The sequence below is a fragment of the Parabacteroides sp. CT06 genome (assembly GCF_002257605.1).
Classification (GTDB): Bacteria; Bacteroidota; Bacteroidia; order Bacteroidales; family Tannerellaceae; genus Parabacteroides; species Parabacteroides distasonis.
Map to the genome: position 1 here is coordinate 4,332,736 of NZ_CP022754.1, position 25,993 is coordinate 4,358,728.

Consider the following 25,993-nt stretch of genomic DNA (forward strand, 5'->3'; position numbering starts at 1 on the left):
ACGCCGTCCCTACAATGTTAAAATAATATGTTATAGAACATATCTACGAAATAGCTGTTATCTTTGTAGCGGTTATCAAAAAAGGTAGAAAAACTATGCTAACAGAAGCATTTTACATTCTCTTCTTCTATTTCACGGGAGAGTTTATCAGCTACTTTATCGACGGTTTCATACCGGGTAGCGTAATTGGGATGGTGCTATTATTTTTAGCCCTCGCGTTCAAGAAAGTAAAACCTGAAAAGGTGAAACGTCTTTCCACGGTTCTTACCCAAAACATGGGATTATTCTTCGTTCCAGCTGGTGTAGGGCTTATGAATTCCTTCGGGATCATCTCCGAGTATTGGGCAGTCCTGCTGATCGCTTCCGTAGTAAGTACAATTTTAGTCATCGCCAGCGTAGCGTTGGTGCAACAAAAACTGGAAAAGGGGAAATAGACCATGGATAATCTGGCGCATTCCGAGATTTTCGCTCTTACCTTGGTAATTGGTACCTACCTGACTTCCTTGGCTCTTTACAAGAAAGTCCATATCAGTCTTTTGCATCCTTTGCTTACGACCATCTTCGTGATTATCGTGGTACTGGAAGTCCTAGGCATTCAATATGAGTCGTTCCAGCAAAGCAGTCATTTGATCCATTTTATGCTGGGGCCTTCCGTAGTGGCCCTTGGCTATGTGTTATATGAGCAAATCCAATATCTAAAGGGAAATGTCGTTTCGATCTTGACTTCCGTATTTGTCGGGGCCATTGTCGGAATCGTAAGCGTAATCATCATCGGTAAATTGATGGGAGCCGACCAAGCGTTGATCGCCACGCTCCAACCGAAATCCGTCACCACCCCGATCGCTATGGGGATAGCGGAGAAAGCGGGCGGCATACCTTCACTTACCGCCGTCATCGTCGTAGCGGTAGGAATCTTTGGCAGTATAGTGGGCCCTATCGTGATGAGGGTACTGGGAATAGATAGCCATATCGCTAAAGGACTGGCGTTAGGGGCTTCCTCCCATGGAGTAGGAACAGCAGCGGCCATTCAAATCGGGGCCATCGAAGGAGCATTAAGCGGACTGGCGATTGGCTTGATGGGTATCATGACAGCGGTCTTGGTTCCGGTTATTCGGTTGATTTGCAACTATTTTTCCATATAAATACGCAAAACTTTTTGCTACTTTAGCAGGAATGTACTACTTTTGCCCCCGAAAATCGTTAAGGATTACTCTATAACATTATAAATAAAGAAAATAAATATGATCAATTCACAAGACATTAAGAAAGGAACTTGTATCCGTTTGGACGGAAAACTCTATTTCTGCGTCGATTTCCTTCACGTAAAACCGGGTAAAGGTAATACCATCATGCGTACCACATTGAAAGATGTTGTAAAAGGCGGTCAGATCGAGCGTCGTTTCAATATCGGTGAGAAGTTGGAAGATGTACGCGTAGAACGTCGCCCGTATCAGTTCACTTATACGGAAGGCGAGCATTATCATTTCATGAACCAAGAGACATTCGATGACGTGATCATCGACAAAAACTTGATCAACGGCGTTGATTTCATGAAAGAGGGAGAAATTGTAGACGTTGTTTCTGATGCATCTACCGATACGGTTCTTTTCGCCGACATGCCTACAAAAGTTCAATTAAAAGTTACTTATACAGAACCGGGTATTAAAGGTGACACTGCTACTAACACCTTGAAACCGGCAACCGTAGAGACTGGTGCGGAAGTTCGCGTTCCGTTGTTCATCAACGAGGGCGAGGTTATCGAGATCAATACGACTGATGGTTCTTACGTAGGCCGTATCCGCGAGTAATCCGGGTCTTGTCAAAATATACGGTTCCCGCTTGATAAGCAGGCGGGAACTATTTTTTTAACCAAATCATAAACCTTTCCCGACTATGAAAGAAAAGACAGGAAAACTTTCCATCAAGGAATGGGCCGAAGAAGACAGGCCCCGTGAGAAAATGCTTCAAAAAGGCGCTTCCGTATTAAGCGATGCCGAATTGATCGCCATACTGATCGGATCCGGCAACAATGAGGAGACGGCCGTACAACTCTCTCAACGGATACTTCACTCCGTAAACAACAATCTGAATACATTGGGTAAACGTTCCATCAAAGAATTAACTTCCGGCTTTAAAGGTATCGGAGAGGCGAAGGCGGTCACGATCTGCGCCGCTATGGAACTAGGGAAACGGCGGGAAACCTCAGAGGCGTCTCCTCAAGATGCTATCCGAAGCAGCAAAGACTCCTATCTCCTATTCCGTACCCAACTATGCGATTTACCTTATGAGGAACTCTGGATCGCTCTAACCAATCCATTAAATAAGGTGATACAAAAGGTAAAAATCAGTCAGGGCGGAGTAAACCAGACTTCCGTGGATATCCGTTTGGTATTAAAAGCGGCGATCAACGCCTTGGCCTCCGGTATAATCCTATGCCATAATCATCCATCCGGTAGCCTCCGCCCCAGTACGCACGACGATGCCTTGACCGAGCGTATCCAAAAGGCGGCGAAGCTGATGGATATTAGGATACTGGACCATATCATCCTGTCCGATAGCGGCTATTATAGCTATGCAGACGAAGGAAGGCTGATCCGGTGAAACAAATTCTCTTTTCCCCCGGTTTAGTATATAGAAGTATTAATGTATATTCGCGTATAAAACAAAAGAAGATGAACAACGAATTTCTCCAAACAGAAGAAGCGATCGTCGCTATGCTGAAGACGGTATACGACCCGGAAATACCCGTAAACGTATACGATCTTGGGCTTATATATAAGGTAGATATCGATGAGGAAAAAAATGTACGCATCGATATGACCCTCACCGCCCCGAACTGTCCGGCGGCCGATTTCATATTGGAAGATGTCCGTATGAAGGTAGAAGCGGTCGATGGGGTGAACAATGTAGAGGTAAACCTCGTCTTCGAGCCGGAATGGGACAAGGACATGATGACGGAGGAGGCTAAACTGGAATTAGGTTTTCTATGAAAATATATTTCGCCTCAGACGCACATCTGGGAGCCCGTTTCCACAAGGACCCTTTAGCCATCGAGAAGAAACTGGTACGTTGGCTGGATAGCATCAAGGAAGACGCTTCCGCCATTTGGTTTCTGGGAGATCTATTCGACTATTGGTACGAATACAAATACGTCGTGCCGAAAGGCCATGTACGTTTTCTGGGGAAATTGGCCGAGTTAGCGGACAGAGGTATAGAAATACATATCTTTATCGGTAACCATGACATCTGGATGTTCGACTACTTGCCGAAAGAGATAGGCGCCATCATCCATCGGGATACCTTGACAGTCGATTTATTGGGGAAACGTTTCTTCCTCGGGCATGGCGATGAGGTAGATTTCCGGAGTAAGGCATTCCGTCTGATCAGGGCTATTTTCCGGAACAAGTTCTGCCAATGGTTATATGCGGGAATACATCCCCGCTGGACGTTCGGGTTCGCTTTAGGCTGGTCGCTCAACAGCCGGAAGAGCGGACTGGAAAAGCAAGAGGCTAAAAAGTATCAAGGGGAAGACGCAGAATATATGGTTGTTTTCGCCAAGGAATATCTAAAGACGCATCCCGATATAAACTTCTTCATTTTCGGCCATCGCCACATCATGTTGGACTTGATGTTAAGCCGTACCTCCCGTATTCTCATAGCCGGGGATTGGATGCAATTCTTCTCTTATATCGTATGGGATGGCGAGAATCTGTATATGGATCAGTTTCTGGAAGAGACGGACGGACAATCTTATCCCAACACATAAGACAGCGTTGTCTTAACACCTTAGACAGTACTGTCGAAGCACCTTAGACAGCGTTGTATGATGTGCTCATACAACGCTGTCCGGATTCTCCGCTTACTTTACCGGGATATAACCAACCTTCTTCACCGTCGCTTGTCCTTCGGCAGACATCACATAATCGATGAACGGTCGCACCTTTGAGGCATTCTTCGTCTCATAGTAGTAGAACAACGGACGGACAACCGGATAGGTCTTATTCCTCGCGTTCTCCAACGAAGGCTCCACGTAGGATTTTCCGGCATCATACGATACATGGATCGGCTTCACTTCTTTATTCAAATAAGCAAGACCTACATAGCCAATGGCTCCTTTCGTCTGGCTTACGCTTTGTATAATGGCACCTGTAGCCGGCATGCTCAAGATACCGTTCATATAGTTCTTATTTTTCAACACGCTCTCCTTGAAGAACTCGTAGGTTCCGGAAGAAGTCTCGCGGGAATAGGCCACGATCTTCATATCCGCACCACCCACTTCTTTCCAATTCTTAATCTTGCCGGTAAAAATGCCTTCCAATTGCTCCCGGGTCAGATTGGATACCTTGTTGGAAGGATGCACGACAACAGCCAGAGCGTCGTAGGCGATCACCTCCTCTTTCGTTTTCTTTCCGGCTTCTTGCAACTTCATGCGCTCGTCGAATTTCATCTTACGGGAAGCCATCGCTATATCCGTAGTGCCTTCCATCAAAGCGGAGATCCCCACGCCGGAGCCACCACCCGTCACCGTTATCTTAGCGGCTTTGTTCTTATTCATGAAATTCTCGGCTTCAGTCTGGGTAAGAGGCAAACAAGTATCGCTACCCTTTATCTTCTGGGCAAACACATTCGTAGCAAACAAACACGCTGCCATGGCAGCTAATAAAATCGTCTTCTTCATTACTTTGTATTTATCTTTTATTTACGATACAAAATAAATACTTCGGTATTTCAATGGGATGAAACAGATATTACAATCCTATGAATTAAAACTTATATTGAAGACGGACTGTCAATACATTATCCTTCCGGTCGTTCTCGTAGCCCTTCACGAGGTTACTTTTCTCATTGAAGTTAAACTCGTAGTAAGCTTGTAGACGGATATGTTTATTGAAATTATAGATACCGCCAATACCTATCGTGCTTTGAGCCAAGTCGGTTTTTGAGGTGAAGCTATTTTCCGCCCCTACCTCATTTCCACTCACCTTCGTATTCGGATCGTAAACGTCATATTTCAATACGGCGGAGAAAGGAGAGGCGCCTATATCCTGTACCAAATAAAAGAAGTAACCAAGGAAAGGACGCTTGAACAAAGAATTTTCCGGCAAATTCTCCGGTCGGGTACTGTAGTTCGGGCTTTTACTGCTCCCGGCGATACCGGGTTGGGTACCGATTAAACCTTCCGCACGGAGAGTGGTCTTTCCTAAAGATGAAAGAAAACTAAACTGTCCATCCAAACCTAAATACTGGCGCTTCATATAAGTACCCGTCTCTCCCATATCCCTCTTAACGAAATGATTGCCACGCATCTCATACGCCTCGGTAGTCGGGTTGTAGACAAAACCATGGTAATAGGAGAAACCGGCTCCCCATTTTCCCCAGTCGCCTATCGCCTTCTCGGCACCCAGACGCCCGATGAAATCTTTCCGGCTATCCGTCTCCCGGTTAATACTGTTTCCGGCAAACAGACCGGCATCCAATCGCAAGAAACTCAATGGGCTGGTAGTCTTGGTACGTAAGGTAAGCATCGCTCCCAAGTCACGCTCATCCGGGAAGAAATACTGGATAATAGTCGCTCTCTCCGGAGATTCGAGAGAACTCGTGGAATAACAGACCTCATAACCGAAAGGACGGTTGAACACACCAGCCATCAACTGGCTACGCTTCGTCCAAGGGTCCTTGATACCGATATACAGATCACGGAAACTTACTCCCTTATCATTCACCTCGATCTGGACAGCACCTGTTCCGATCCCATCATTGTACTCAAACTTCATACGCCCCCGGCGGATACCGATCCGGTTAAACCCTTTATCCAAGTTCTCGTTCTTATCGCCCACTTTCAAGGTAGCGTCCTCCTGTCCATATTGGTATTGTCCTTGGATATAAGCGGAAACCTTGAATTTGCTTAGCTTCTGGACTACCTTATCCAAGGTAGTCACTTCCGTAGCCAAGGAATCGATACGTTTTTCCACCGACTGATCCACCTCCTGCGCTCCCATACTGAATGGAAGCAGCACTAACATGAGCGCTATAACTTTTCCTAATTTCATTCCTAACTATAAAAACTATATTTGCGTCGCAAAGTTACAACGCTCCTGTTTCACACCCGTTTCACATACATTACAATCCTGTTACAGACGTCTTGCCTAATTATTCAGGGACGAATTTACATAAAATAATCGGTTCGTTCCATACATTGCACATGACTAGAATATTTGCGCGATAATTCTGGTCCATTTCGCACATTTATTGGGATATTGTGCTACCTTTGCCTCGATTATTGAAACACTATATTTATTTTTTTAATGAAGACATTAACAATCGGAGACCTAAAGGCTCGTATTCCAATCATCCAAGGTGGAATGGGCGTAGGCATCTCTCTTTCCGGCTTAGCCTCGGCCGTTGCAAATGAAGGTGGGATCGGCGTTATCTCCGCAGCCGGTCTCGGACTTTTATATAAGAAATTGTCACCCAGCAATTATACGGAAGCTGGGAATCTCGGGTTAGCGGAAGAGATCCGCAAGGCCCGGGAAAAAGCGAAAGGTATCATCGGCGTAAACGTAATGGTGGCTCTTTCCGACTTCGCCGAATTGGTGAAAACCAGTATAGCGGAAAAGGTAGACATCATTTTCAGCGGTGCCGGACTGCCTTTGGACTTGCCTTCTTTCCTCAAGAAAGATAGCGTCACCAAGCTGGTTCCCATCGTTTCCAGCGCACGTGCCGTACGCATCATCTGCGAGAAATGGAAGAATAACTATGATTATCTTCCGGATGCGGTGGTACTAGAAGGCCCGAAAGCGGGTGGACATCTGGGATATAAGGAAAACCAGTTGGAAGACCAGCATTTCTCATTGGAAGAATTATTACCTCAAGTCGTAGAGGAAGTCTCTCATTTCGAGCAGAAATACGACAAAAAGATCCCGGTAATTGCGGCAGGAGGCATTTATACGGGTGAAGATATCAAACGCATGATAGACCTTGGAGCATCAGGCGTTCAGTTAGGAACCCGGTTCGTTACCACCACGGAATGCGATGCCTCGGAAGCCTTCAAACAGACCTATATACAGGCAGAGGAGAAGGACATAGAGATCATCAAAAGTCCCGTCGGCATGCCCGGACGAGCCATCCATTGCAGTTTCCTTGAGAAAGTGAAGGCGGGAATCAAGCAACCGAAAGCTTGTCCCTTCAACTGTATCAAGACGTGCGATATATCACGCAGCCCGTATTGTATCGTCACCGCCTTGTACAACGCCTTCAAAGGGAATTTCGAGAATGGATACGCTTTCGCCGGCAGTAACGCTTGGCGAGCGAATAAGATCACTTCGGTACGGGAAACCATTACCGAGTTGATGAATGAATGGAAAGCTAAATTATAAGCACAAAAAAAGCCTCCGGAAACGGGGGCTTTTTTTATATTCGAAGGTAAGTATCTCCATTATTGCTCGGCCAACCAAGCGGCCAGCTCATCCCGGTTCGCGGCGGCATCCTGCATGCCGGCTTGGGCAGCTTGATCGAAATATTGCATAGCGGTCGTATAATCCTTCTTCATCGCATAAGCGACACCTAGGTTATTCCATGCTTCCGGCAAATTAATACCTTGCAAACGACTGATGGCCGGATCGTAAGCACCAGTCTCAATCTCAAGGGCCGCCGTATTTAATTGAGCGATCGGGTCGGTCGGATAAAGACGAACGGCGATATCGAATACCTCCTTGAACTGATCGCTACCTTTATCATAAGAATTGGCTACCAAGAACATCTCATTCAAACTTAAATATTGAGGTTTCGTTTTGATCACTTGCTTGGCCTCGTTCACGTCGAACGGACGTGCGATATAAGCCAAGGTATAATCAATACGTCTTAAAGGAGGATAGTATTTATCCAATAATATCTTATAAGTCCGACCTCCGTTCAAGGCATGTAGTTTAGCCTTGCGCTTGTTTATATCTTGAATATCCAAGATCTCCAGAATCTCCTTCTTATTCGCCAAATCTGATTTCGTAACCTCTTGACGCAATCCGATCCAATCCTCACCCATCCAATTCACTTTCATCAAGGAAGGATCCATCTTCTCCTTATCTTTCATGTAAGCGACAAAAGCCTTGGCACGACTCTCGGACAATCTCATATTATAATCGTAGCCACCTTCCGGGGAAGCGTATCCGGTAACCTTAAATTCGGTAAAGCTTAGATTCTTATCGTTACGGACTTCCGTTACAATCTTATTCACCTCATTCAGCACGGTAGCGTTATCTTTGAAATCACGTAACAATACGGACTTGCCTACCTCAAAGTTTAAATAAGCGGAATGCGTCTCGCTCCGTTGTTTCACAGGTTCTACCGGAGGAGTAACATAGCTAAGCTCATAAACGGGAGGGGCTAACGGAGGCAATACACGGCTCATCACCCCATAGATGTCATTTGAGACCTCACAAGAAGCGCATCCCGTGGTATTCTCATCCACCATCAAGGTAGCGTTTCGCATCCATCCCGCATAGGGTACGGACAATTCCACCGGAATCAATTCCGGCCCCTTCTTCGTCTGACGGATAATCAAGCTAGGAGTTTGGGGAAATTCATAACTATCGAAACCCAACTCACGGTTCAACGCCTTCATACGTGCCCGCCCGGTAATCACGATCGGGTTAAACTGGTAAGACTGCGATTTATCCACCGATTGCAATACCGGTGTCAGTATGACCATCTCTTGGGATTTCAAACGCAGATTACTCAGATTGGTCGTAAAATTCATCATAAGCTGGCTTCCGTCCTTCCTTGCGCTTACATTCTCGAAACTAACAGTTCCCCGCACACCGTTCTGTGCCTGTAGGCTCACACCTCCGAGGAACAATAAAGCGATACATATACTCAATAAATGTCTCATATCTCTCTAGATCGTTTTTTAGTGGATAAAATAAATGATAGAAAGGGCCGCTTTCGTTACACCCCAATAGTTCGAGTTCTTGGTCTCGATCTTGGAGCCACATTCCCCGCAATTATACTTATCATAATGTACACGGGCATAACCGGCGCCGATAGCGGCTTCTATACTCCAACGCTTATTCAGTATCCATTGATGTCCCAACGTAAGTCCGCCACCGTACAAATAACCATCATAACGATGATCCTTCAAATTAGGGAATATGCCAAAGGGTAATTTAATCCCGGCGATATTATACTGTCCGCCCAACGCATGCACGCCAATAAACGTACCGTTGAATTTCTCGCAAGTCCAATAACGCACTTCCGGCATGACAAGCCAATGCTTCAGTTTCTTACCGTCATTGAACTTGAAAGGATTATATCCCGCCGAGACATCCAATGTAACCTTTTTGCTTAAGCCCACCTCGAATCCTAAGTTCGGAGTCGTAGTCGCGTCGTAGAGAAGATTGTTCTTCAACGCGAAATGCTGTGCGCTCATAGATAAGGAAAATAACAATGCTAATCCAAGTAAAAATGCTTTCTTCATTTCTTATAAGCTTAATGATTTGAAGAAGAAACAGGAATAAACGGGTTTTAGTTTTCGATAAGCGTTAATAAGATATGATCATTAAATTTAATTATATTAATAGTAAAGGGAATGCGGAAGGCGCTTTTATCGCTTATCCACATTCCCTTTAACTTACTTATAAATATACGATTACTGTTTAATGTCGCCTAATTCGACCAGCTTATTGACAATCGCATAGATCGTAAGACCGCTGGCACTATGAATTTGAAGTTTCCGAGCGATATTACGGCGGTGGGTGATGACCGTATGCGTAGAAAGAAACAAACGATCCGCTATCTCCCGGTTTGTCATTCCCTTCACGACGCAGACTACGATCTCTTTTTCCCTCGAGCTTAACGATTGTTGCTCGTCATCCCCTTCCGGCTCGTCATCCGGAAGTACCTCGGCGTTCAACCGTTCCAATTTGTGCTTGATCTCATCAGGGCTATCGTATATGTTAATTTGTTCATCATAAGAACGCAATAACACACTGTCTGAGACAGAATATAATAAAGCGATACATTTCATCTCGGCACAGCCGCTTTCCTCCTTCAAATGTTGCAACGTGAAATAGCCGGGCAAAGCCGGATTCACGATCAACACATCCGGTTTGTGCATACGAAGCGAGTCGAAAAGAGATTCCACCGAATGAATCTCCACCATCTGGATACGGAAACCCGGTAACCGTTTCAACAGGTTCTCCAGTCCGCTCCTTATGATAACAGAAGGTTCGGCTATCGCAATCTTTAGATTTGTACTCATCGATTCATGCTTATAATTGTTTTTCCAAAGCCAATATGGCCGGTACAAACAAATAATCCTCCACACGGGTATGTGAAGCCAAGTCTTCCTCCGTGGCAAAAATATCGAACAAGACACTATTCAGCATATTCGTACCCGCTCCCGGATAGTATTTGATCAGGATATTTTTCAACTCCGTGATCTTCATCTCGATCTGATCATGACGCTTACGGAAGATCGTAATATTGTATTTCGGATCTCTCTTTCCTTCCAACAAATTACGGACATAAGGGAAAACAGCACGTTCCTCATAAGACATATGTTTATTTACCTCCTCCGCATACTCATCGAAAAACTTCGTGATCACAAAAGCGACATCCTCCGGGCACCCGGATATAGCGTCTACCAATTTACGACGGATATGTGGCAAGCGGAAGTTCAAGAAGTAATCATGGGCATTATGCAAATAGCGGATCAAGTTCTCGATCGACAGGCATTTGCTGATATTCTCGACAGGCGTATTCACTTCCTCGACCAAGAAATTCACGACCGTCAGGAAAGTACAAGCATCCACCCCATTCTGCCGGCAAACCTCCCCGATATTCTTCTCTCCGAACCCGAGCGCTATACCAAAGCGGCTCATGACTAAAACCATCGGATAGTTCTCGCAGATCAGATCACTCATTTTATCGGTTTCCCGGTACATTCCATTTTTATACATAGGCTTCTTTCTAACTTGTCTTGGTGTTTGAATAGCCAAATATACTCCTTTTTCTTCCATATCTCGTACATTTATTATTATTTCACAAAGGCTTAAAGGACGACTCCGTCGGCACGACCGCTATACACTCAGTCTCTATCAACCATCCGGGACGGCAAACGGGGGCCAAGACTATCAAATGTGGCAAATCCGGGTAATGCGCCTCAAAATACTTCTTAACCACCGCATAATCAGCCATATCTCTCAAATAGGAGATCGCCTGCGTAATATCACGAGTAGTAGCGTCCGCCTCTTTCAGCAACACGCTGATATTTTCCATCATCCGCTCGGTTTGTTTTACGATATCGCCCGGATAGACAATCTCTCCCCGGTTATCGATACTCGCCGTACCCGAGATAAAGACCTGTTTACGATCCCCATACGTAACAGCCGTACCCCGCTCGAAAGTTACTCCATATTCATAAGTAGGATTCAAGTGCGTGGGAGCGTAAAGGAACTGAATCTGTCCCGGCTCCAATCCATCCACCGCATAACTGTCCATCTGTACCAACACCGAGGGATCGGCATGACGTCCCTCAATACCCGTGCTAGCAATATAATGCGTCTTCTCCGTAAGATTCTGCGTGATAAAAACTTCTTTCCGGGCTTTCACCACACCGGCGTAATTCACGTCTACGTTTTGCACAAAGAACCAAGTACGGACACAATGAGAGGCCAACGTACAACGCTGCCCCATCAATTGCATCACATAGTCATTCAATAAAAGCCGGGTCTGATATTCCGAATTGGCCGCCTTATTGAAGGCACCTCCCCCCCAGAGGTGCCTATAACCGTTATGCGACGCTTCCAGTAAACCGGAATCGTACGTTTGTACCGACATCCCCGTTTGCAAATAGGTCCACATAGCGATCTTTGTTCCATTCAAAGGCGGCTGCTGAACGATAGAGAGCGGGCAAAAGGCGCTCTCGCACTCCCACTCCATCACGCTATCCGTCTGATTAGCTGCGTCACTTAAAAAATAACGGCGGAAAACGGCGGTAGCGTCATTCGATAGCTCTTCCTTCACGACAGTCACATAAACCCGCAAAAGGTTTTGCAATTGCTCCACGAAAGACAAACAAGGGTCCGTGATCGATACCATCACCTGATATTCCGTTGTTCCACCTTTACCCGTGAATGAAGAGATTTGCATTTCTACCGCTTTATCCGTATCTATCCTCCTCGTATAATTCATCATTTTCTTTCTTATCAATTATCCAATGCCCCTCCTAAGATCCAACCTTGGATCAAAGCAAGGACCTCCTGTTTCCCGGAACTATTGAACATATCCTTATGTACCGGATTATTCTCCAATATATCCAGCAAGAAACTATTGTTTATATTACCCGGGGTCACGTAGTTCTTACCCTCTTCCGAAAGGGGCGCCTTTACGTTCACTAAAGATTTATAAGCCACATCGTCCCTAAGATCCAGCTGACCGGCCAATCCCGATCCTCCTCCATGACATGACAAGCAATTCAAGTCGAACACCTGCGCTTGTATACGTTTGAAGCTCGCTAAATCCAATTCGCCGACAGACAAATCAAGCGGTTCGTCCGAATCATCCACCGGAGACGTATAATAGGAGTAAACCAACCGCAATCCCCTACTAATCACAGCGACCTCTATACTCCTCGTATCCGGAGTGACATTATTCAATCGGAGTTTTAGTCTTTTGCCGTCTTCCGCCGGCTTACTGATACGCTGGGTTTGCAAAGGTTTCGACTTATCCTCGCCAAAAGCACATAACGAGAGCATATTCTCCTTCGGCCAAGCTTTCAGGCCAGTGAAAGAAAGTGACACGGTAGCGGTTCGCCCGGAATCAACCGTCTCATCCGGATAAATCTTACCCTCATCACAACCCAGCCCGAATAACAGGAATAAGGCATACATTATATATTGACTATATCGTTTCATACCCAAAGATTAGAACGTGAACTGCAACATAGCCGTAGCGGAGTGACGAGCCAATCCAATAGCGTCCTCATCCCGGTCATTCTGCGTAGCATGACCGCTACGACCTAGATATTGATACATAACCTGTAGCTTCAAATTATTATTAAAGAAATAATAATTCAAACCAGCGGCGGGCATATTCAACAAACCACCCTCATCCGTAGCGTTACGATCATAGAAATCATATCGCAAAGCACCCTGCAATTTCGGAGTGATGAAATAGCCCAATTGAGCGTAAGCTCCCCAGAAATTCTTATCCGGCTTTTGCATGATCTTGGTAAAATGCATATTCATATAGTAACCTTCGGCAGCCACATACCAGCGGTTCTTGATCCATGCGAACTCAACGCCCACACGGGTGTCGCTACTGGTCAAGAACTCGGCCTCCGCATTATAAGAGGCAGATACGGCGATAGACATCTTATCGTCGTTCAGATTCTCCGGTGAGCCTTGAGACGTTGGCATCTCCCCCTTCGGCATAAAGGCCAGACGACCCGCATATAACAGCGAAGGCAACCATTTATGATCATCGCAGTTTGTCTTAGTCGCCAAATTCACGTCGATACCCGTACCATTAAAAATACCGACTTGATAAATCCATTTATCATGGATCAAACCATGTACCTGTACACCCAAGTCGAATCCCGTGGACATATTCGGTATGACATAATTCACGTCGTAAGGAAGCAATACGGATTGGGAAGCGGAATAAGGCAGTACCGGAAACAACGTCTCCCCCAAAGTACTTAAATAGCCATGCATAAACGGTGTCTTGAACTTACCGACACGGATACGAAACGACTCCTTGATCGCTACGTCGAACCAAGCCTGTTGCAATAAGGCACCTCCACTCTTAGCGGCATTCAGCGATAAATTGAAAGTAACCCGTCCAAAAGCCTTACCCGTAAAACCGAGAATAGCGTTAGGGATCGCGAAACCGGAGTTCGCTACGCTCTTGGCATAATGGCTTTCCAGCCCTTGGTCGTCATATCGGTTGTAGCAAGCGCTTGCCTGTACCAACGCATAGGGCTTAAACAAAAAATCACCGGCCTTGGTAGAAAAAGAAAAGCCCTTCTTTCCCGCTAGTGAAACCACATCGTTCTCTACATATTTATCATCCATCTCTTTCTTTGTATCTTGAGCTTTCACGGAGAAAACACCTGCTGATAGAAGCACCACAAGCAACGTCCTATATATTTTTTTCATTTCGATTCTATGCGTTATTTATTTATAAACTTTGTAGGAATTTAATCAGAGCGGCCCGCTCGTCTTTTGTCATGCGAGAGAATAGGGTACGCGACGCAGCTCCTTCCCCACCATGCCACATAATAGCCTCCGTCAGGTTCCGGGCACGGCCATCATGTAAATAATAGGTATGGCCGTTTACGACCTCTTGTAATCCCAATCCCCATAACGGGGTAGTCCTCCATTCATTACCGTTGGCCAAGCCACTGGGATAATCATCCCCTAGCTCAACACCCATATCATGCAATAAAAAGTCCGAATAAGGATGGATCACCTGATTACCTAATTGAGGCAATTCCGTATTATTCAAAAGGACAGATCCGCGAGGGCGTGTCTTCAAGGAAGTCACATGGCATAAATGACATTTCGCTTGATAGAAAAGTTGCTCTCCTTGAAGAACCGTAGGATCATCCACATTCCGACGGGCGGGTACCCCCAAGGTCTGGAGGTATAAATCCACATCTTCCATATCTTCCGTAGAGACCTGCGCCCCGGTCATGGCAAAACCCATCATATTACCCTGTCCTTCTCCTACCTCATGCGGGAAACGATCGTTCGTTACACCGAGGTCGGAAGAGAATCCCAATTCCACCGTTAAGTCGGCATGATTCGCCTTATTACCAGAGATACCGATCTGTTTCTTTCCCTTTTCCGTCACATAGTTTATACGTCCACTAATACCATATTCCGGATAATTGCTTTTAGCGGCGATCTGCTTTAGCATATCCAAGTCGAGCGCCATCATCTGCCCCATTCCGACATGCCGTAAGGGTTGACGTACGGAAATCCGTAAATCCGACATCGGGATACTATCGGCATACCATTCTTTTATCTCATAATGAGGAGTGACCAACTCATATTCCTCCCCATCGGGAAACGTATATTTTTGGGAAGTAGTAGTAATCTTAACCCTTCCCTCCGGTTTCGTTCCGTATATCGCTTGATCATGTAGTACCCGGCCGTAATCTTGAAAATAGCCGCCACTTTTACGTGATATATAAATAAGCATGGATGAGAAGCCGGGGCCGGAACCTCCATCAGCTATAGCCGGACGGGTCCGCCCGGTACTTTTATGACAGGAACCGCAAGAATATCCGGCATAAAGCGGCCCTAGTCCTCCACCATCCACATTCTCAACACCGCGAGCATCGTCGTACAATCCATCACCACGATTAAATCGCGTCTCTAATTCGCCCGTAACCCAGTTTGCCTGCGTATCGTACGCATCCGGGGCATTGGAGAAAATGGTTGAGATACCCGCGGACAACTCCTTCTCGGAAGCTACCTGCCCATTGGGTTTCTTAACCTGCCAATTTTCCAAGTCCTCGGATTCGCAACTACACAGCAGACTACCGGATAAAGCGAATAATAGAAGTAATCTTCGTTTCATCGTATCGGCTTGTCCGATTAGTTCGTGAACTTAGACTTAACAACGCCCAAACCTGTCGTTAAATCAGCGCAAGCTTCTGTAGCCGTATTGATATGCTCCGTATCCCCTAGATTGTTACGGAAAGGATAGCCGATCGCATTGATAGCGTCGATTGTCTTATCAATTTGAACTACCATCAAACTATCCAACGTAGGATTAATCATTTTAGTCAACGCATGCAAGCTACTCTCGGAAGCGGATTCCTCATCCAAATCACGACCGCCGAAATAAGCGTTCTTGATACTTACGATATTGTTCTTATAGTCGTCCAAGGAATTCCAGCTATACCAAGACTCTACAGCCAAGACACCGGGGTTATTCGGGTCAGTAGCGTCTTTATTACTTCCATTCCATGCGGTCACCGGGTCAGTTATCTTAGCGGAACCTACTTCATTGGAGATTCCGGCCATACCATTATTTCCATTCAGCATAAGCTCAATCGCCTGATAAACATTACCAATGGAATAGGCAGAACCGTCATGTTTCTTCATAGCCTCCGCATAAGAAGAAGGAACATCCGAAGTTCCTAAGCCTTTCAACCAACCATTGTATAAGTCTTGAGTATCAGATAACATACGTTCGGACACTAACTTCAAATACTCCAATTCATTCTTTGCGAACGGGCTTGTTTCCAGATCACGAGGCTCGCCGTCTAAGAATAACATCTTTTCCGCCGTATGGAATCCACGTAAATTTTGAGGACCATCTTCCGCGTCTTCGTCTACAGCTCCTGAAATCTTGCTGAATTCTCCTGTAGCTATAATCTCCTCTATACCGTTCTTATCCAAAGGCCAGCTATCCAAGCTCGGGTCGAGCTGTGCCAAATCCGCCACACCGAACAAGAATGCCTCACTTTGTTCCCAAGGTACACGAACCGCACGCCAAGCGTCGCAGGCATCCGCTAAATCATTCTTAGAACCAGACGCGATGAACTTGTCTACCGCATTTTTATAGGCAGTCATCTTTGTCAACATGTCTTTATAGGTAGGCAAAGCTACCTCATCAACGAAAGTAGCGACAACCGCACTCATCTGATCTTCTGTTGGTTTCGTACCCGAATCCGCAGGAAGATTCTTAAAGTCATAAGTTACAACATCGGGGTCCTTACCCGGATCATCGTCGTCTCCACAAGAAGTGAAGCTCAAAGCCACACCCATCAACATCATGGGTAATAAAAGTACTTTTTTCATATTCTTACATATATATTTGTTAATAGTCTATTATCTTGATAAGAACCAGCCGATATAAGCGATACCGACAGAAACCATATTCTGGCTATTATAATCACCCTTACCTACAATACGGTGCGCATAATCCGCCTTTACGACCAGATTAGGCAACGCGTAATAGTTAAGGCCTGCCGTAATCACGCTCTTTTGAAGACGTCTATCCGCCAGTTTATTACTGCCTTTTTCTACGGATTGCATCGGATTATAATATTCGTAGCGAACGAAAGGATAAATTCTAGGGGCTTTCCGGCTAAAGAAGGAACCTACATTATAGCCAACCTCAGCCGCATAACTGACAGCGGTCTCCGCCACGGTTGAATTAGGATATCCGGAAGCTGAAGATGAGTTATTGTTTACCTTCGTCAAAGCGTTGCTGTTGCCCAGATGGCCGTAAACGATATTACCTCTGGCGATCAAATTATTGTTCGGACTTTTATATTGAGCGTCCGCCGTCACGATGGTAAGCGGATATTTCTCACCTTGGTTACGCAGCGGTTTGCTACTATTCTTAGAGGGTTGGTTATAATAAAAAGAAGCGCCCACACGTAAGCCTTTAAATTTCTTCACTCCATTATAGTTGACACGAGCCACAAAGGCAGGATGCGTAAATTGAGTTTCCTCGAAAGCGCCTTGCGTACCTTTGCCAACCCAGTTCTCCATACGGAAACCTTGTGGGTCCAGACCGGAAACGACTTGTAACTCGTAATCGAAATTTCCTAAATCACCAAATAGAGCCACACCCGTCTCATGCCAAGTAGAAGGTAATATGGTAGTCTCTCCTTCCGGACGATATACACCAAAAAAGTTCAAGGGTTCATGATGTGCGTTGGTCAAGCCTACCGGTACGATCATATGTCCAAAACGGAAGTTTAAATGCTTGTTCATCAGATAAGAGATATGGAACTGCTCCAAGGCGACCTCGCCACCTTTCTCGATCTCGGTCTCATATTCTCCATTCTCCTCGTACCACTCCACTTCCCGTGCGGCGCCTGTTCCTCCATACTCAAACTCAATCTCGGAACTCAGTACCCATTTGGGAGAGAACTTATAATCAAAAGCTAAAATAAAACGAGGGATAGAGACAGTAGCCCGATTCATATGTGATGTACCTTGAGGTGTCACCCAATTCCAGTCATAATCCATATAACTGGCAGCCATCTCACCATATCCTCCAAAACGGAATTTAGAAAAACCGTCGGCATACATCTCCGATGCCTTTACGGTAGAGCTCATATTACTCTCTTGAGCATGTAGAGCGGTAAAGGAAAGTAATCCAATCGCTAATAAATTTGTTAACGTTCTCATTGCGTTTTATAATTTTTGGCAAAATTACAGGGGCTGAGAATTTGCTACAATCGCCCGAAGTAGGTAAAATGAGACCCTAATTACCTACTCATAGGTATCCCGGAAGAATATTTTCAGGACGTAACACCCAATAGGCCCCATTATTGACCCGCAAGACAACTTGATAGTTAATTTTGGAAAATACGGTTTTGTATTATTTCAGAGGTAAGCGTTAGTTATTACAAGCGAGAAGATCATTAGTTCTAAAAATCGATCTCCATGAAAAGATATATAACAATTAATAGGTATGAGCTCTCCTTTTTTACATATATATAGGTATTGCGCACCCTTATAGGCCGACGTATCTTTGCAATGTCAAAAAGAATGTAACACTATTAGTATATCGCAAACCAAAGCCTTCTGCTAATTTTATGTAAGCATATAAGATGATTAACACCGTAGTGTCGGGAAGTTTTTATTGGTTATTTCCGGCATCACATAAAAAGGGCCTCCCTGTGAAGAGAGGCTCTTTTTGTGTTCAGCTATCCGGTTCATTGATGATGTATTGATAGAGATCCGAGTCTCCGGCCTTATTCATGATCTTATGCTTTTCCAGCTGAAATTTTAACTGGTCTAAACCGAGAGGGCCGAATCCCGGGATCTTCAACAAAGAATCGAGCCCTTTCTTCCTAGCGTAGCGCAATAGGTCCTCCATAGTTTCCAGCTCCAATTTTTGGAGGCATTTACGGATGTAGGGAGACAGGGTTAGGCTTGTGACCGGTAGGGAGATCCGTCTGGCCGCATCCGTGGGGATGTCGAACGACGATTTCGGAGCATCGAGACTCAAGCCACTTTTGAGGACTGCTTTATAGAGCGTTCTCAGCTCATATTCCATGTTTCGCTTCTCAAGCCGCAGGCGCTCTATCTCTAGGTCTTGACAGCTGATCGTTTTCTTATATTCGGCTAAGAATCCGGTGTTTTCCTGCAAGCGGAGTACTATGTTCTTTAAGGATCGTAGGCAGAAAAGGTAATCGTCGTACTGGGCGATAATCTCGTCGGCTTCCTCCTCCTTGTCTTGAATGACCAGTTGCAAGTATAGTTTTTGAATCCCTAGATGTTCGATATGGGCAATGAAATCACGTAGGTTCTCAGGATCTACCATACGTGTACCGGTTCTCGTATGGAAAGAGGTTATCTTTCGGGATTTTACCCAATCTTCAATCTCCTCGTACGGGAAACCGGTAATACGGGCGGCTTCTTCTATGGATATGAGTTCTGGCATAAGCATAAGATTGTATTACGAATAAAGTTGTTTTTGTTTAGTTAAAATGCGGAATTTGGAACCGACCAATAACGGTAAGTAGATCAGGTATTCTTTTCGCATCTCAATTAAGAAATAAGAGCCATCATGGGACACTCCCGTAATGTCACTATATCTCCGCACGATACCATGTATCTGGAATTCCCTCTCATTACAATAAAACCCTAACTCTGGAAAATACTTGCTGAAACAAGCGGAGTAGTAAATAAAGAGATTCTGGATCTCATCAATATTACAAGCGTCCATAAGCCATTCACTTTACATGATTAATTATTAGATTTACAAGATCCGGACATGTTTTAGAAAAGATGTCCTTCGTAAAGACGAGCGCTATATGGCTTTTGTTAAGTAGTGGTCCTTTCTTATAAAATAAAGGAAGGGCGAGGACTGAACATTTATGTAGACGAAGGTTCGGCTAAGACCCAACTCCCAATAAAGTCAGCCACACGCCCCCTTTATCTGTATACAAAATATATCCATACTATATTAGCATAGATAACACGTATATCCAGTAAAGGGTTGCGGGGCCTTCTTCGTGCATAGGGAGATTTAAGAAAATTAGCCGATTTTCGTCCTACAGCACAAATATCACACGCAACACGAGGCTCTTAATTAAAAAGCCTTTTCTTGTCGCAAATATACGTATTAATAATATTTCAACCTAAGATAATCCATATGTTTTTTAGTTTATCATTGTTTGATACCAATTATTCGCTTTGACTTATCCAGTCATGCAAATGTATAATATTTTATTTGATTTTCAAACTCCAATACCTCACTTCCAAAGCAAGCTAACTTACTTTTTTCGCCCAATTTTGTCTCCAGTTGTAGAGACGCAGCGTGCTGCGTCTCATCCCCTCAAAATGGTAACTTAAAATAATACGCCAATAACCACCAAAGTCTGCGCCTTCACGAGACAATATACCCATAGAACGCAATTTTGCGATTTGTTTTTCTACAGCACGGGAACTTATACCTAATTTTATAAGCCATAGCTTCGGCTGACATAGAAAGGTCGGAAATGACAAGGTCGATGATCTTCTGTGCTGTTCTACCTATATTTTTAGGCTTATCCGCAGTGTCTCCGAACTCACTCTCCGAACTTTTCTTCATTTACAAGAATGTTTGCTGGCATCCACTTGGGTAGGAAGTGAATCCCATGTCATGTGCATACCCTTCAATATCAATATTACCCACTCTTGTATAGGCAGTGCGTGTTCCGTCTTGGTAATAATAATATACAATAAGGTATACAAATGGCACAAATATATAAATTGTTTAATATCAACACCTTAAAAACACGATTGTGATTTTTGAAAAACACGTACGTGTTTCTGTAAAAAGTCGTACATGTTTTTCGGGAAACACGTACGACTTTTTACAGCATCATTCGATAAGGAGCAAGAGCGTACATGAAAATATACGATAAGCCCCCCTTTTAACCAGAGCCAAAAAGCATTTCTTCCTAAGCTCCATCTCATAGATATTTTGGTGTAGTTACCCTGATTCTGAAATAATTTGGTTATTTTTGTATATAATTAATGTCCATAGAACATGCCATGAATAAGAAATTGCAGATACACAACAGCACGGCTGAATTCTTGATTTTCCAAATAGAAAATAAAGAAGAAGGTATAGAAGTCTTATATCAAGACGAAAGCCTTTGGCTGACGCAGGATGCTATTGCCGTATTGTTCGATAAAAGCCGTTCCACTATCACGGAACATCTACAAAATATATTTCAAAGCCAAGAATTACAAGAAGACTCAGTCTGTCGGAAATTCCGACGAACTGCTTCCGATGGCAAAAGCTACGCAACTAAATATTACAAGTTTGCCATTCGCGGCTATGTCGTTGATAAGAAAAGATTTGAGAAATACCGTATCATTCAAGACCGTCTATTCCAATCCGATTTTGATAAATACCAGACAGATAACCTTCTTGATTTTGATAACGAAATAGAGTCATAATACAAACTCTTTATAGAACATCTAAATAATAAACAACATGAAATCAACACTTATCGTAGGGATCGGTGCCTCGCTTCTTACAGCCGGTATCGCAAAAGCCCAACAGAGACAAGACATTACACCTAGAACGCCAAACGTATTGTTCATCTACGCGGATGACTTGGGATATGGAGACTTGGAATGCTACGACGGCACGCAAGTGAAAACCCCGAATATCAACCGACTCGCCAAGAACGGCATCCGCTTCACCAATGCTCACGCGACCGCTTCTACCAGTACGCCCTCCCGATATTCCATGCTAACCGGAGAGTACGCATGGCGCCGCCCGGGAACGGACATCGCCGCGGGAAACGCCGGAATGATCATACGACCGGAGCGTTATACGATAGCCGATATGTTCAAGAACGCGGGATACGCCACGGCCGCTATCGGCAAATGGCATCTTGGCCTAGGAGACAAAGCGGGAGAGCAAGACTGGAACGCCCCACTCCCCACCGCCCTTGGCGATCTGGGATTTGATTATTCCTATATCATGGCGGCGACGGCAGACCGCGTCCCCTGCGTATTCATCGAGAACGGGCAGGTGGCGAACTACGATCCGGACACCCCGATCTATGTCAGTTACCAGAAGAACTTTCCCGGAGAGCCGACCGGAAAAGATAATCCGGAATTATTATACAACCAGAAGCCTAGTTTCGGGCACGACCAATCCATCGTAAACGGAATCAGCCGTATCGGTTACATGAAAGGTGGCGGCAAGGCGCTTTGGAAAGACGAGAATATCGCCGATTCTATCGTGACACACGCCATCGATTTTATCAAGGAGAATAAAGAGAAGCCTTTCTTCATGTATTTCGCCACGAACGACGTGCATGTACCCCGCTTCCCGCACGACCGTTTCCGGGGAAAGAACCCGATGGGCGTGAGGGGCGACGCTATCGAGCAATTCGACTGGAGCGTAGGCCAATTGATGAAAACATTGGATGAGATGGGATTGACGGAAAACACCTTGATCATCTTGTCAAGCGACAACGGACCTGTCGTAGACGATGGTTACGCGGACCGGGCCGTGGAGCTATTAGGCGATCATAAACCCGCCGGACCGCTTAGAGGTAATAAATACAGTGCCTTCGAAGGGGGAACCCGTATCCCGGCTATCGTACATTGGCCAAAGGAGATCAAGCAAGCCGCCGTATCAGATGCGCTAGTGAGCCAGATCGACTGGTTCGCCTCCCTTGCCTCACTGACGAATTCCCGTCTTCCGGAAGGAAGCGCGCCGGATAGCTATGATTATCTGGATACTTGGATCGGGAAAAGCAAGGAAGACCGCCCGTGGGTAATCGAGCAAGCGCTTAATAAGGCACTCTCCGTCCGTACGAAAGATTGGAAATATATCGAGCCGAGCGTAGGTTCCGCTATCATGGAATATGAGAAGATTGAGACCGGATATTCCCCCGAGCCTCAGTTATACGACATGACGAAGGTCTACGAGGAAGGAAACAAGGCCTTGCAACATCCGGAGATCGTTTTCCAATTGCAGGGAATCTTAAAAGGAGTTCGGGATCACACTATCAAGGCTAAATAATGGAAAGAAGAAACTTCATTAAATCATCCATCGGAATCGGTCTGGGTGCGACACTTCCGGGGATGACGCATAGCAAAAGCGGGAAAGAGGCAGAGACCGCCGTCTCTCCCGCCATGCCCGTAAAGAGCGGTAAGCCGCATATCATCTTGATCATGACCGATCAACAACGGGGCGACGCCCTCGGCTGCATGGGAAACAAGGCGGTGATCTCACCGAATATCGACCGGCTGGCGCAAGAAGGCTCGTTGTTCGTGAGCGGATATTCCTCCGCTCCAAGTAGTACTCCGGGACGGGCCGGTTTATTGACCGGGATGTCTCCTTGGCATCATGGTATGCTGGGATACGGACGCATGGCCTTGAAGTATCGTTACGAGATGCCTCAGATGATGCGGAATCTGGGGTATTATACCTTCGGGATCGGTAAGATGCATTGGTTTCCGCAGAAAGCACTTCACGGATTCCACGCGACCTTGATCGACGAGAGTGGCCGGGTGGAAAGTCCCGATTTCATCAGCGATTACCGGGAATGGTTTCAATTGCAGGCACCCGGCAAAGACCCGGATCTTACGGGTATCGGCTGGAACGACCATGCCGCCGGTGTCTATAAGTTAGACGAACGGCTTCATCCTACGGCTTGGACCGGACAGACCGCTTGCGAGTTGATCCGGAACTACGACAACGACAAGCCCTTATTCCTCAAGGTATCATTCGCCCGCCCGCATAGTCCTTATGATCCGCCTCAACGTTATCTGGATATGTATAAGGACGCAGATATCCCGAAACCCCATATAGGAGATTGGTGCGGACAATACGCCGAGCCGAAAGATCCTCTCCAAGGAGCATCGGATGCCCCATTCGGTAATTTCGGGGATGCGTATGCCATAAACTCCCGTCGCCATTATTACGCCAATATCACCTTTATCGACGATCAAGTAGGGCAAATCATCCAGACCCTAAAAGACAAAGGTATGTACGACAATGCCCTGATTTGTTTCACGGCGGATCATGGTGATATGTTGGGCGATCATTATCATTGGCGGAAAACCTATCCGTACGAGGGTTCGGCCCATATTCCTTATATCGTAAAATGGCCCGCCGGTATATCCAAATCCATACCGGACGGAAGCAGCATAGAACAACCTGTAGAACTGAGAGACTTCTTGCCTACCTTTATCGATATCGCCGGCGGGTCGGTTCCTCCCGATATGGACGGGCGGTCTTTACTCAAGCTGATCCAAGGCCAGCAGGAACAATGGCGCCCCTATATAGACATGGAGCATGCCACTTGCTATAGCGACGATAATTACTGGGCAGCCCTTACCGATGGGAAGATTAAGTATATCTGGAATTTCCACAACGGAAGCGAGCAGTTGTTCGATTTACGGGAAGACCCGGGAGAGACACATAACCTTAGTGAGGACGCAGCCTATCAGAATAAGTTGTCCGAACTACGCAAGATGATGGTAGAGCATCTGTCCGAGCGAGGAGATTCATTCGTGAAAGACGGTAAATTGATGACTCTCGATACGACCCTATTGTACAGTCCCAATTTCCCGAAATAAGGGACGAGCGAGCCTCGTCCCTACAGTATCTTACGTTTTTTACCTTTTTTTTATCGCGGAATGGATGTATCTTTGCCCAAGAAACTAGAAGAGACTCAACTTAATGCTAGGAATCGTTAGTAAAGGAATCATTATAGGTGTATTGGTTTCGGCCCCCATGGGCCCCATCGGTATGCTCTGTATACAAAGAACACTAAATAAAGGACGTTGGCACGGGTTCGTCACCGGATTAGGGGCCGCTCTATCCGACGTGATTTATGCGGCACTGACTTGTCTGGGCATGGGAGTTGTGGTCAACTTCGTGGAGGCGAACCAAGCGCCCCTGCAATTGATCGGAAGTATCGTTCTCGGCATTTTCGGGTATTATATCTTCCAAAGCAACCCGACTAGGAACCTAAAGAAACACCGAGAAAAAAAATTATCGTTCACCCAAGACTTTATTACAGCTTTTCTACTTACCTTTAGCAACGTGTTAATCGTCTTGCTCTATATAGGATTATTCGCCCGGTTTGGTTTCGTGCTGCCTGAACATTCGTTTTGGCTGCTGGTATTGGGCATTGTTTGCATAGGGTTAGGGGCCGTTCTTTGGTGGTTCGGCATAACATATATTATTGGAAAACTGAGAAAATGGTTCAACGTTAGAGGTATTTGGTTACTGAACCGGATCGTGGGCTCTGTCATTATCGTATTGTCTATTATCGGTGCCCTATCGGTTTTATTGACCTCCTACTTACAATGGCCTTTACTTCAAATCTATAGTTAAAATGAAAAGACTGAAAGTTCCTGTTATCCCTGTTCTGGATGTACTCGATATAACATCCATAGAACCGATTCTTGAGGTGCAATCCCAACGTGAGTTCCTCACCCATGCCAATTGGCATGAGTATCCATATAAGCCGATCACCGCTTTTAATATAGCCCGGACAGAGAAAAATCTATATATACGATATAGCGTGCAGGGTAATTCGCTAAAGGCGTCTTATGAGATGGACAATTCCTCGGTCCATAAGGATAGTTGCGTGGAATTCTTCATGAAAAAGGAAGGTGACTCGCATTATATGAATTTCGAGTTTAATTGTATCGGGACTTGCGATGCCGCCCGCCGTACCTCACGGGATATCAAGACGTCGCTTTCGCAAGAAGAGTATAAAAGCATCATAAGACTCCCATCCGTGAGAAGAAGGGCATTCGAGGAGATTAAAGGTATTCATACATGGAACTTAATCGTAGTCATACCACTCAAGTTGATGGGGTTAGATCCTAGTAATCTGCCGGAGAAAATACTAGGGAACTTCTATAAATGCGCCGATGAGACAATGAATCCGCATTTCGTAAGTTGGAGTCCGATCGACCTTCCCGAGCCTAATTTCCATTGTCCTGAATTCTTCGGGGAGATCTACCTGTAGTATAGACGTAGCGTG

Annotated in this window: 26 protein-coding genes and 1 pseudogene; 12 read left to right on the top strand and 15 right to left on the bottom strand. The window is 45.4% G+C overall.

The window, feature by feature from the left end; all coding sequences use genetic code 11:
• Positions 1–95: 95 nt before the first annotated feature.
• From CI960_RS19135 to CI960_RS19160, 6 genes are all read left to right on the top strand, one after another.
• Complete coding sequence (locus CI960_RS19135; protein ID WP_005861203.1) at positions 96–434, top strand: CidA/LrgA family protein; 339 nt, start codon at positions 96–98, stop codon at positions 432–434.
• A 3-nt stretch (positions 435–437) separates the two neighbouring features.
• On the top strand, positions 438–1,142 hold the full coding sequence (locus CI960_RS19140) for an LrgB family protein (protein ID WP_005861201.1): 705 nt from the start codon (positions 438–440) through the stop codon (positions 1,140–1,142).
• Between the two features lie 99 nt (positions 1,143–1,241).
• Positions 1,242–1,808, top strand: coding sequence for an elongation factor P (gene efp / locus CI960_RS19145; protein WP_005861200.1), 567 nt, complete (start codon positions 1,242–1,244; stop codon positions 1,806–1,808).
• Between the two features lie 85 nt (positions 1,809–1,893).
• Entirely contained in the window at positions 1,894–2,601 is a 708-nt protein-coding gene (gene radC, locus CI960_RS19150; RefSeq protein ID WP_005861199.1) for a DNA repair protein RadC, read from the top strand.
• A 71-nt stretch (positions 2,602–2,672) separates the two neighbouring features.
• Positions 2,673–2,990, top strand: a complete 318-nt coding sequence (locus tag CI960_RS19155; protein WP_005861198.1) for a metal-sulfur cluster assembly factor — start codon at positions 2,673–2,675, stop codon at positions 2,988–2,990.
• On the top strand, positions 2,987–3,766 hold the full coding sequence (locus tag CI960_RS19160; protein WP_005861197.1) for a UDP-2,3-diacylglucosamine diphosphatase: 780 nt from the start codon (positions 2,987–2,989) through the stop codon (positions 3,764–3,766). The genes CI960_RS19155 and CI960_RS19160 overlap by 4 nt, the downstream gene beginning before the upstream one ends.
• Positions 3,767–3,859: 93 nt before the next feature.
• On the opposite strand, the gene CI960_RS19165 is transcribed toward CI960_RS19160, so the two are convergent.
• Together CI960_RS19165 and CI960_RS19170 are read right to left on the bottom strand one after the other, a co-directional pair.
• A complete protein-coding gene (locus tag CI960_RS19165; protein WP_005861193.1) occupies positions 3,860–4,678 on the bottom strand; it encodes a PstS family phosphate ABC transporter substrate-binding protein in 819 nt (272 codons plus the stop codon).
• 85 nt (positions 4,679–4,763) lie between these two features.
• On the bottom strand, positions 4,764–6,050 hold the full coding sequence (locus tag CI960_RS19170; RefSeq protein WP_008773889.1) for a hypothetical protein: 1,287 nt from the start codon (positions 6,048–6,050) through the stop codon (positions 4,764–4,766).
• Positions 6,051–6,305: 255 nt separating this feature from the next.
• Here CI960_RS19170 and CI960_RS19175 point away from each other — a divergent pair, with 255 nt between their 5' ends.
• Positions 6,306–7,376 carry a nitronate monooxygenase family protein gene (locus CI960_RS19175; RefSeq protein ID WP_005861189.1) on the top strand — a complete coding sequence of 357 codons (1,071 nt, stop codon included), beginning with the start codon at positions 6,306–6,308 and terminating at the stop codon, positions 7,374–7,376.
• 59 nt (positions 7,377–7,435) lie between these two features.
• Here the strand turns inward: CI960_RS19175 and CI960_RS19180 are convergent, their stop codons facing one another.
• From CI960_RS19180 to CI960_RS23980, 13 genes and pseudogenes are all read right to left on the bottom strand, one after another.
• Positions 7,436–8,884 carry a DUF3868 domain-containing protein gene (locus tag CI960_RS19180; protein WP_005861187.1) on the bottom strand — a complete coding sequence of 483 codons (1,449 nt, stop codon included), beginning with the start codon at positions 8,882–8,884 and terminating at the stop codon, positions 7,436–7,438.
• Between the two features lie 18 nt (positions 8,885–8,902).
• Entirely contained in the window at positions 8,903–9,469 is a 567-nt protein-coding gene (locus CI960_RS19185) for a DUF3575 domain-containing protein (protein ID WP_005861186.1), read from the bottom strand.
• A 171-nt stretch (positions 9,470–9,640) separates the two neighbouring features.
• Positions 9,641–10,252, bottom strand: coding sequence for a response regulator transcription factor (locus CI960_RS19190; protein WP_005861184.1), 612 nt, complete (start codon positions 10,250–10,252; stop codon positions 9,641–9,643).
• Between the two features lie 10 nt (positions 10,253–10,262).
• The gene (locus CI960_RS19195; protein WP_010185248.1) at positions 10,263–10,952 is read right to left on the bottom strand and encodes a hemerythrin domain-containing protein; all 690 of its coding nucleotides are present in this window, start codon (positions 10,950–10,952) and stop codon (positions 10,263–10,265) included.
• Between the two features lie 82 nt (positions 10,953–11,034).
• Positions 11,035–12,189, bottom strand: coding sequence for a Rid family hydrolase (locus tag CI960_RS19200; protein ID WP_008780679.1), 1,155 nt, complete (start codon positions 12,187–12,189; stop codon positions 11,035–11,037).
• Positions 12,190–12,200: 11 nt separating this feature from the next.
• Positions 12,201–12,908 (bottom strand): hypothetical protein, encoded by a 708-nt coding sequence (locus tag CI960_RS19205; protein ID WP_005861178.1) that lies wholly within the window; start codon positions 12,906–12,908, stop codon positions 12,201–12,203.
• A 9-nt stretch (positions 12,909–12,917) separates the two neighbouring features.
• Positions 12,918–14,153 (bottom strand): porin, encoded by a 1,236-nt coding sequence (locus tag CI960_RS19210; protein WP_005861172.1) that lies wholly within the window; start codon positions 14,151–14,153, stop codon positions 12,918–12,920.
• Positions 14,154–14,175: 22 nt separating this feature from the next.
• Entirely contained in the window at positions 14,176–15,582 is a 1,407-nt protein-coding gene (locus CI960_RS19215; protein ID WP_005861168.1) for a di-heme oxidoredictase family protein, read from the bottom strand.
• A 17-nt stretch (positions 15,583–15,599) separates the two neighbouring features.
• Positions 15,600–16,811: an imelysin family protein gene (locus tag CI960_RS19220; protein ID WP_005861167.1), complete on the bottom strand. Its 1,212-nt coding sequence runs from the start codon at positions 16,809–16,811 to the stop codon at positions 15,600–15,602.
• Between the two features lie 30 nt (positions 16,812–16,841).
• The gene (locus tag CI960_RS19225) at positions 16,842–18,155 is read right to left on the bottom strand and encodes a porin (protein ID WP_005861166.1); all 1,314 of its coding nucleotides are present in this window, start codon (positions 18,153–18,155) and stop codon (positions 16,842–16,844) included.
• 517 nt (positions 18,156–18,672) lie between these two features.
• The gene (locus CI960_RS19230; RefSeq protein ID WP_005861165.1) at positions 18,673–19,416 is read right to left on the bottom strand and encodes a hypothetical protein; all 744 of its coding nucleotides are present in this window, start codon (positions 19,414–19,416) and stop codon (positions 18,673–18,675) included.
• Between the two features lie 15 nt (positions 19,417–19,431).
• Complete coding sequence (locus CI960_RS19235) at positions 19,432–19,701, bottom strand: hypothetical protein (protein WP_005861164.1); 270 nt, start codon at positions 19,699–19,701, stop codon at positions 19,432–19,434.
• 623 nt (positions 19,702–20,324) lie between these two features.
• Positions 20,325–20,562: pseudogene (locus CI960_RS23980) on the bottom strand (HTH domain-containing protein); the annotation flags it as partial.
• A gap of 452 nt (positions 20,563–21,014) precedes the next feature.
• On the opposite strand from CI960_RS23980, the gene CI960_RS19255 reads away from it, so the two are divergent.
• The 5 genes from CI960_RS19255 (at position 21,015) to CI960_RS19275 (ending at position 25,978) form a co-directional block, all read left to right on the top strand.
• Complete coding sequence (locus tag CI960_RS19255) at positions 21,015–21,425, top strand: phosphoribosylaminoimidazolesuccinocarboxamide synthase (protein WP_009276445.1); 411 nt, start codon at positions 21,015–21,017, stop codon at positions 21,423–21,425.
• A gap of 37 nt (positions 21,426–21,462) precedes the next feature.
• A complete protein-coding gene (locus CI960_RS19260; RefSeq protein WP_005861159.1) occupies positions 21,463–23,010 on the top strand; it encodes an arylsulfatase in 1,548 nt (515 codons plus the stop codon).
• Positions 23,010–24,572, top strand: a complete 1,563-nt coding sequence (locus CI960_RS19265; RefSeq protein WP_094582533.1) for an arylsulfatase — start codon at positions 23,010–23,012, stop codon at positions 24,570–24,572. The genes CI960_RS19260 and CI960_RS19265 overlap by 1 nt, the downstream gene beginning before the upstream one ends.
• Before the next feature lie 103 nt (positions 24,573–24,675).
• Positions 24,676–25,335 carry a LysE family translocator gene (locus CI960_RS19270; RefSeq protein ID WP_005861153.1) on the top strand — a complete coding sequence of 220 codons (660 nt, stop codon included), beginning with the start codon at positions 24,676–24,678 and terminating at the stop codon, positions 25,333–25,335.
• A gap of 1 nt (position 25,336) precedes the next feature.
• On the top strand, positions 25,337–25,978 hold the full coding sequence (locus tag CI960_RS19275) for a carbohydrate-binding family 9-like protein (protein ID WP_005861151.1): 642 nt from the start codon (positions 25,337–25,339) through the stop codon (positions 25,976–25,978).
• Positions 25,979–25,993: the final 15 nt, after the last annotated feature.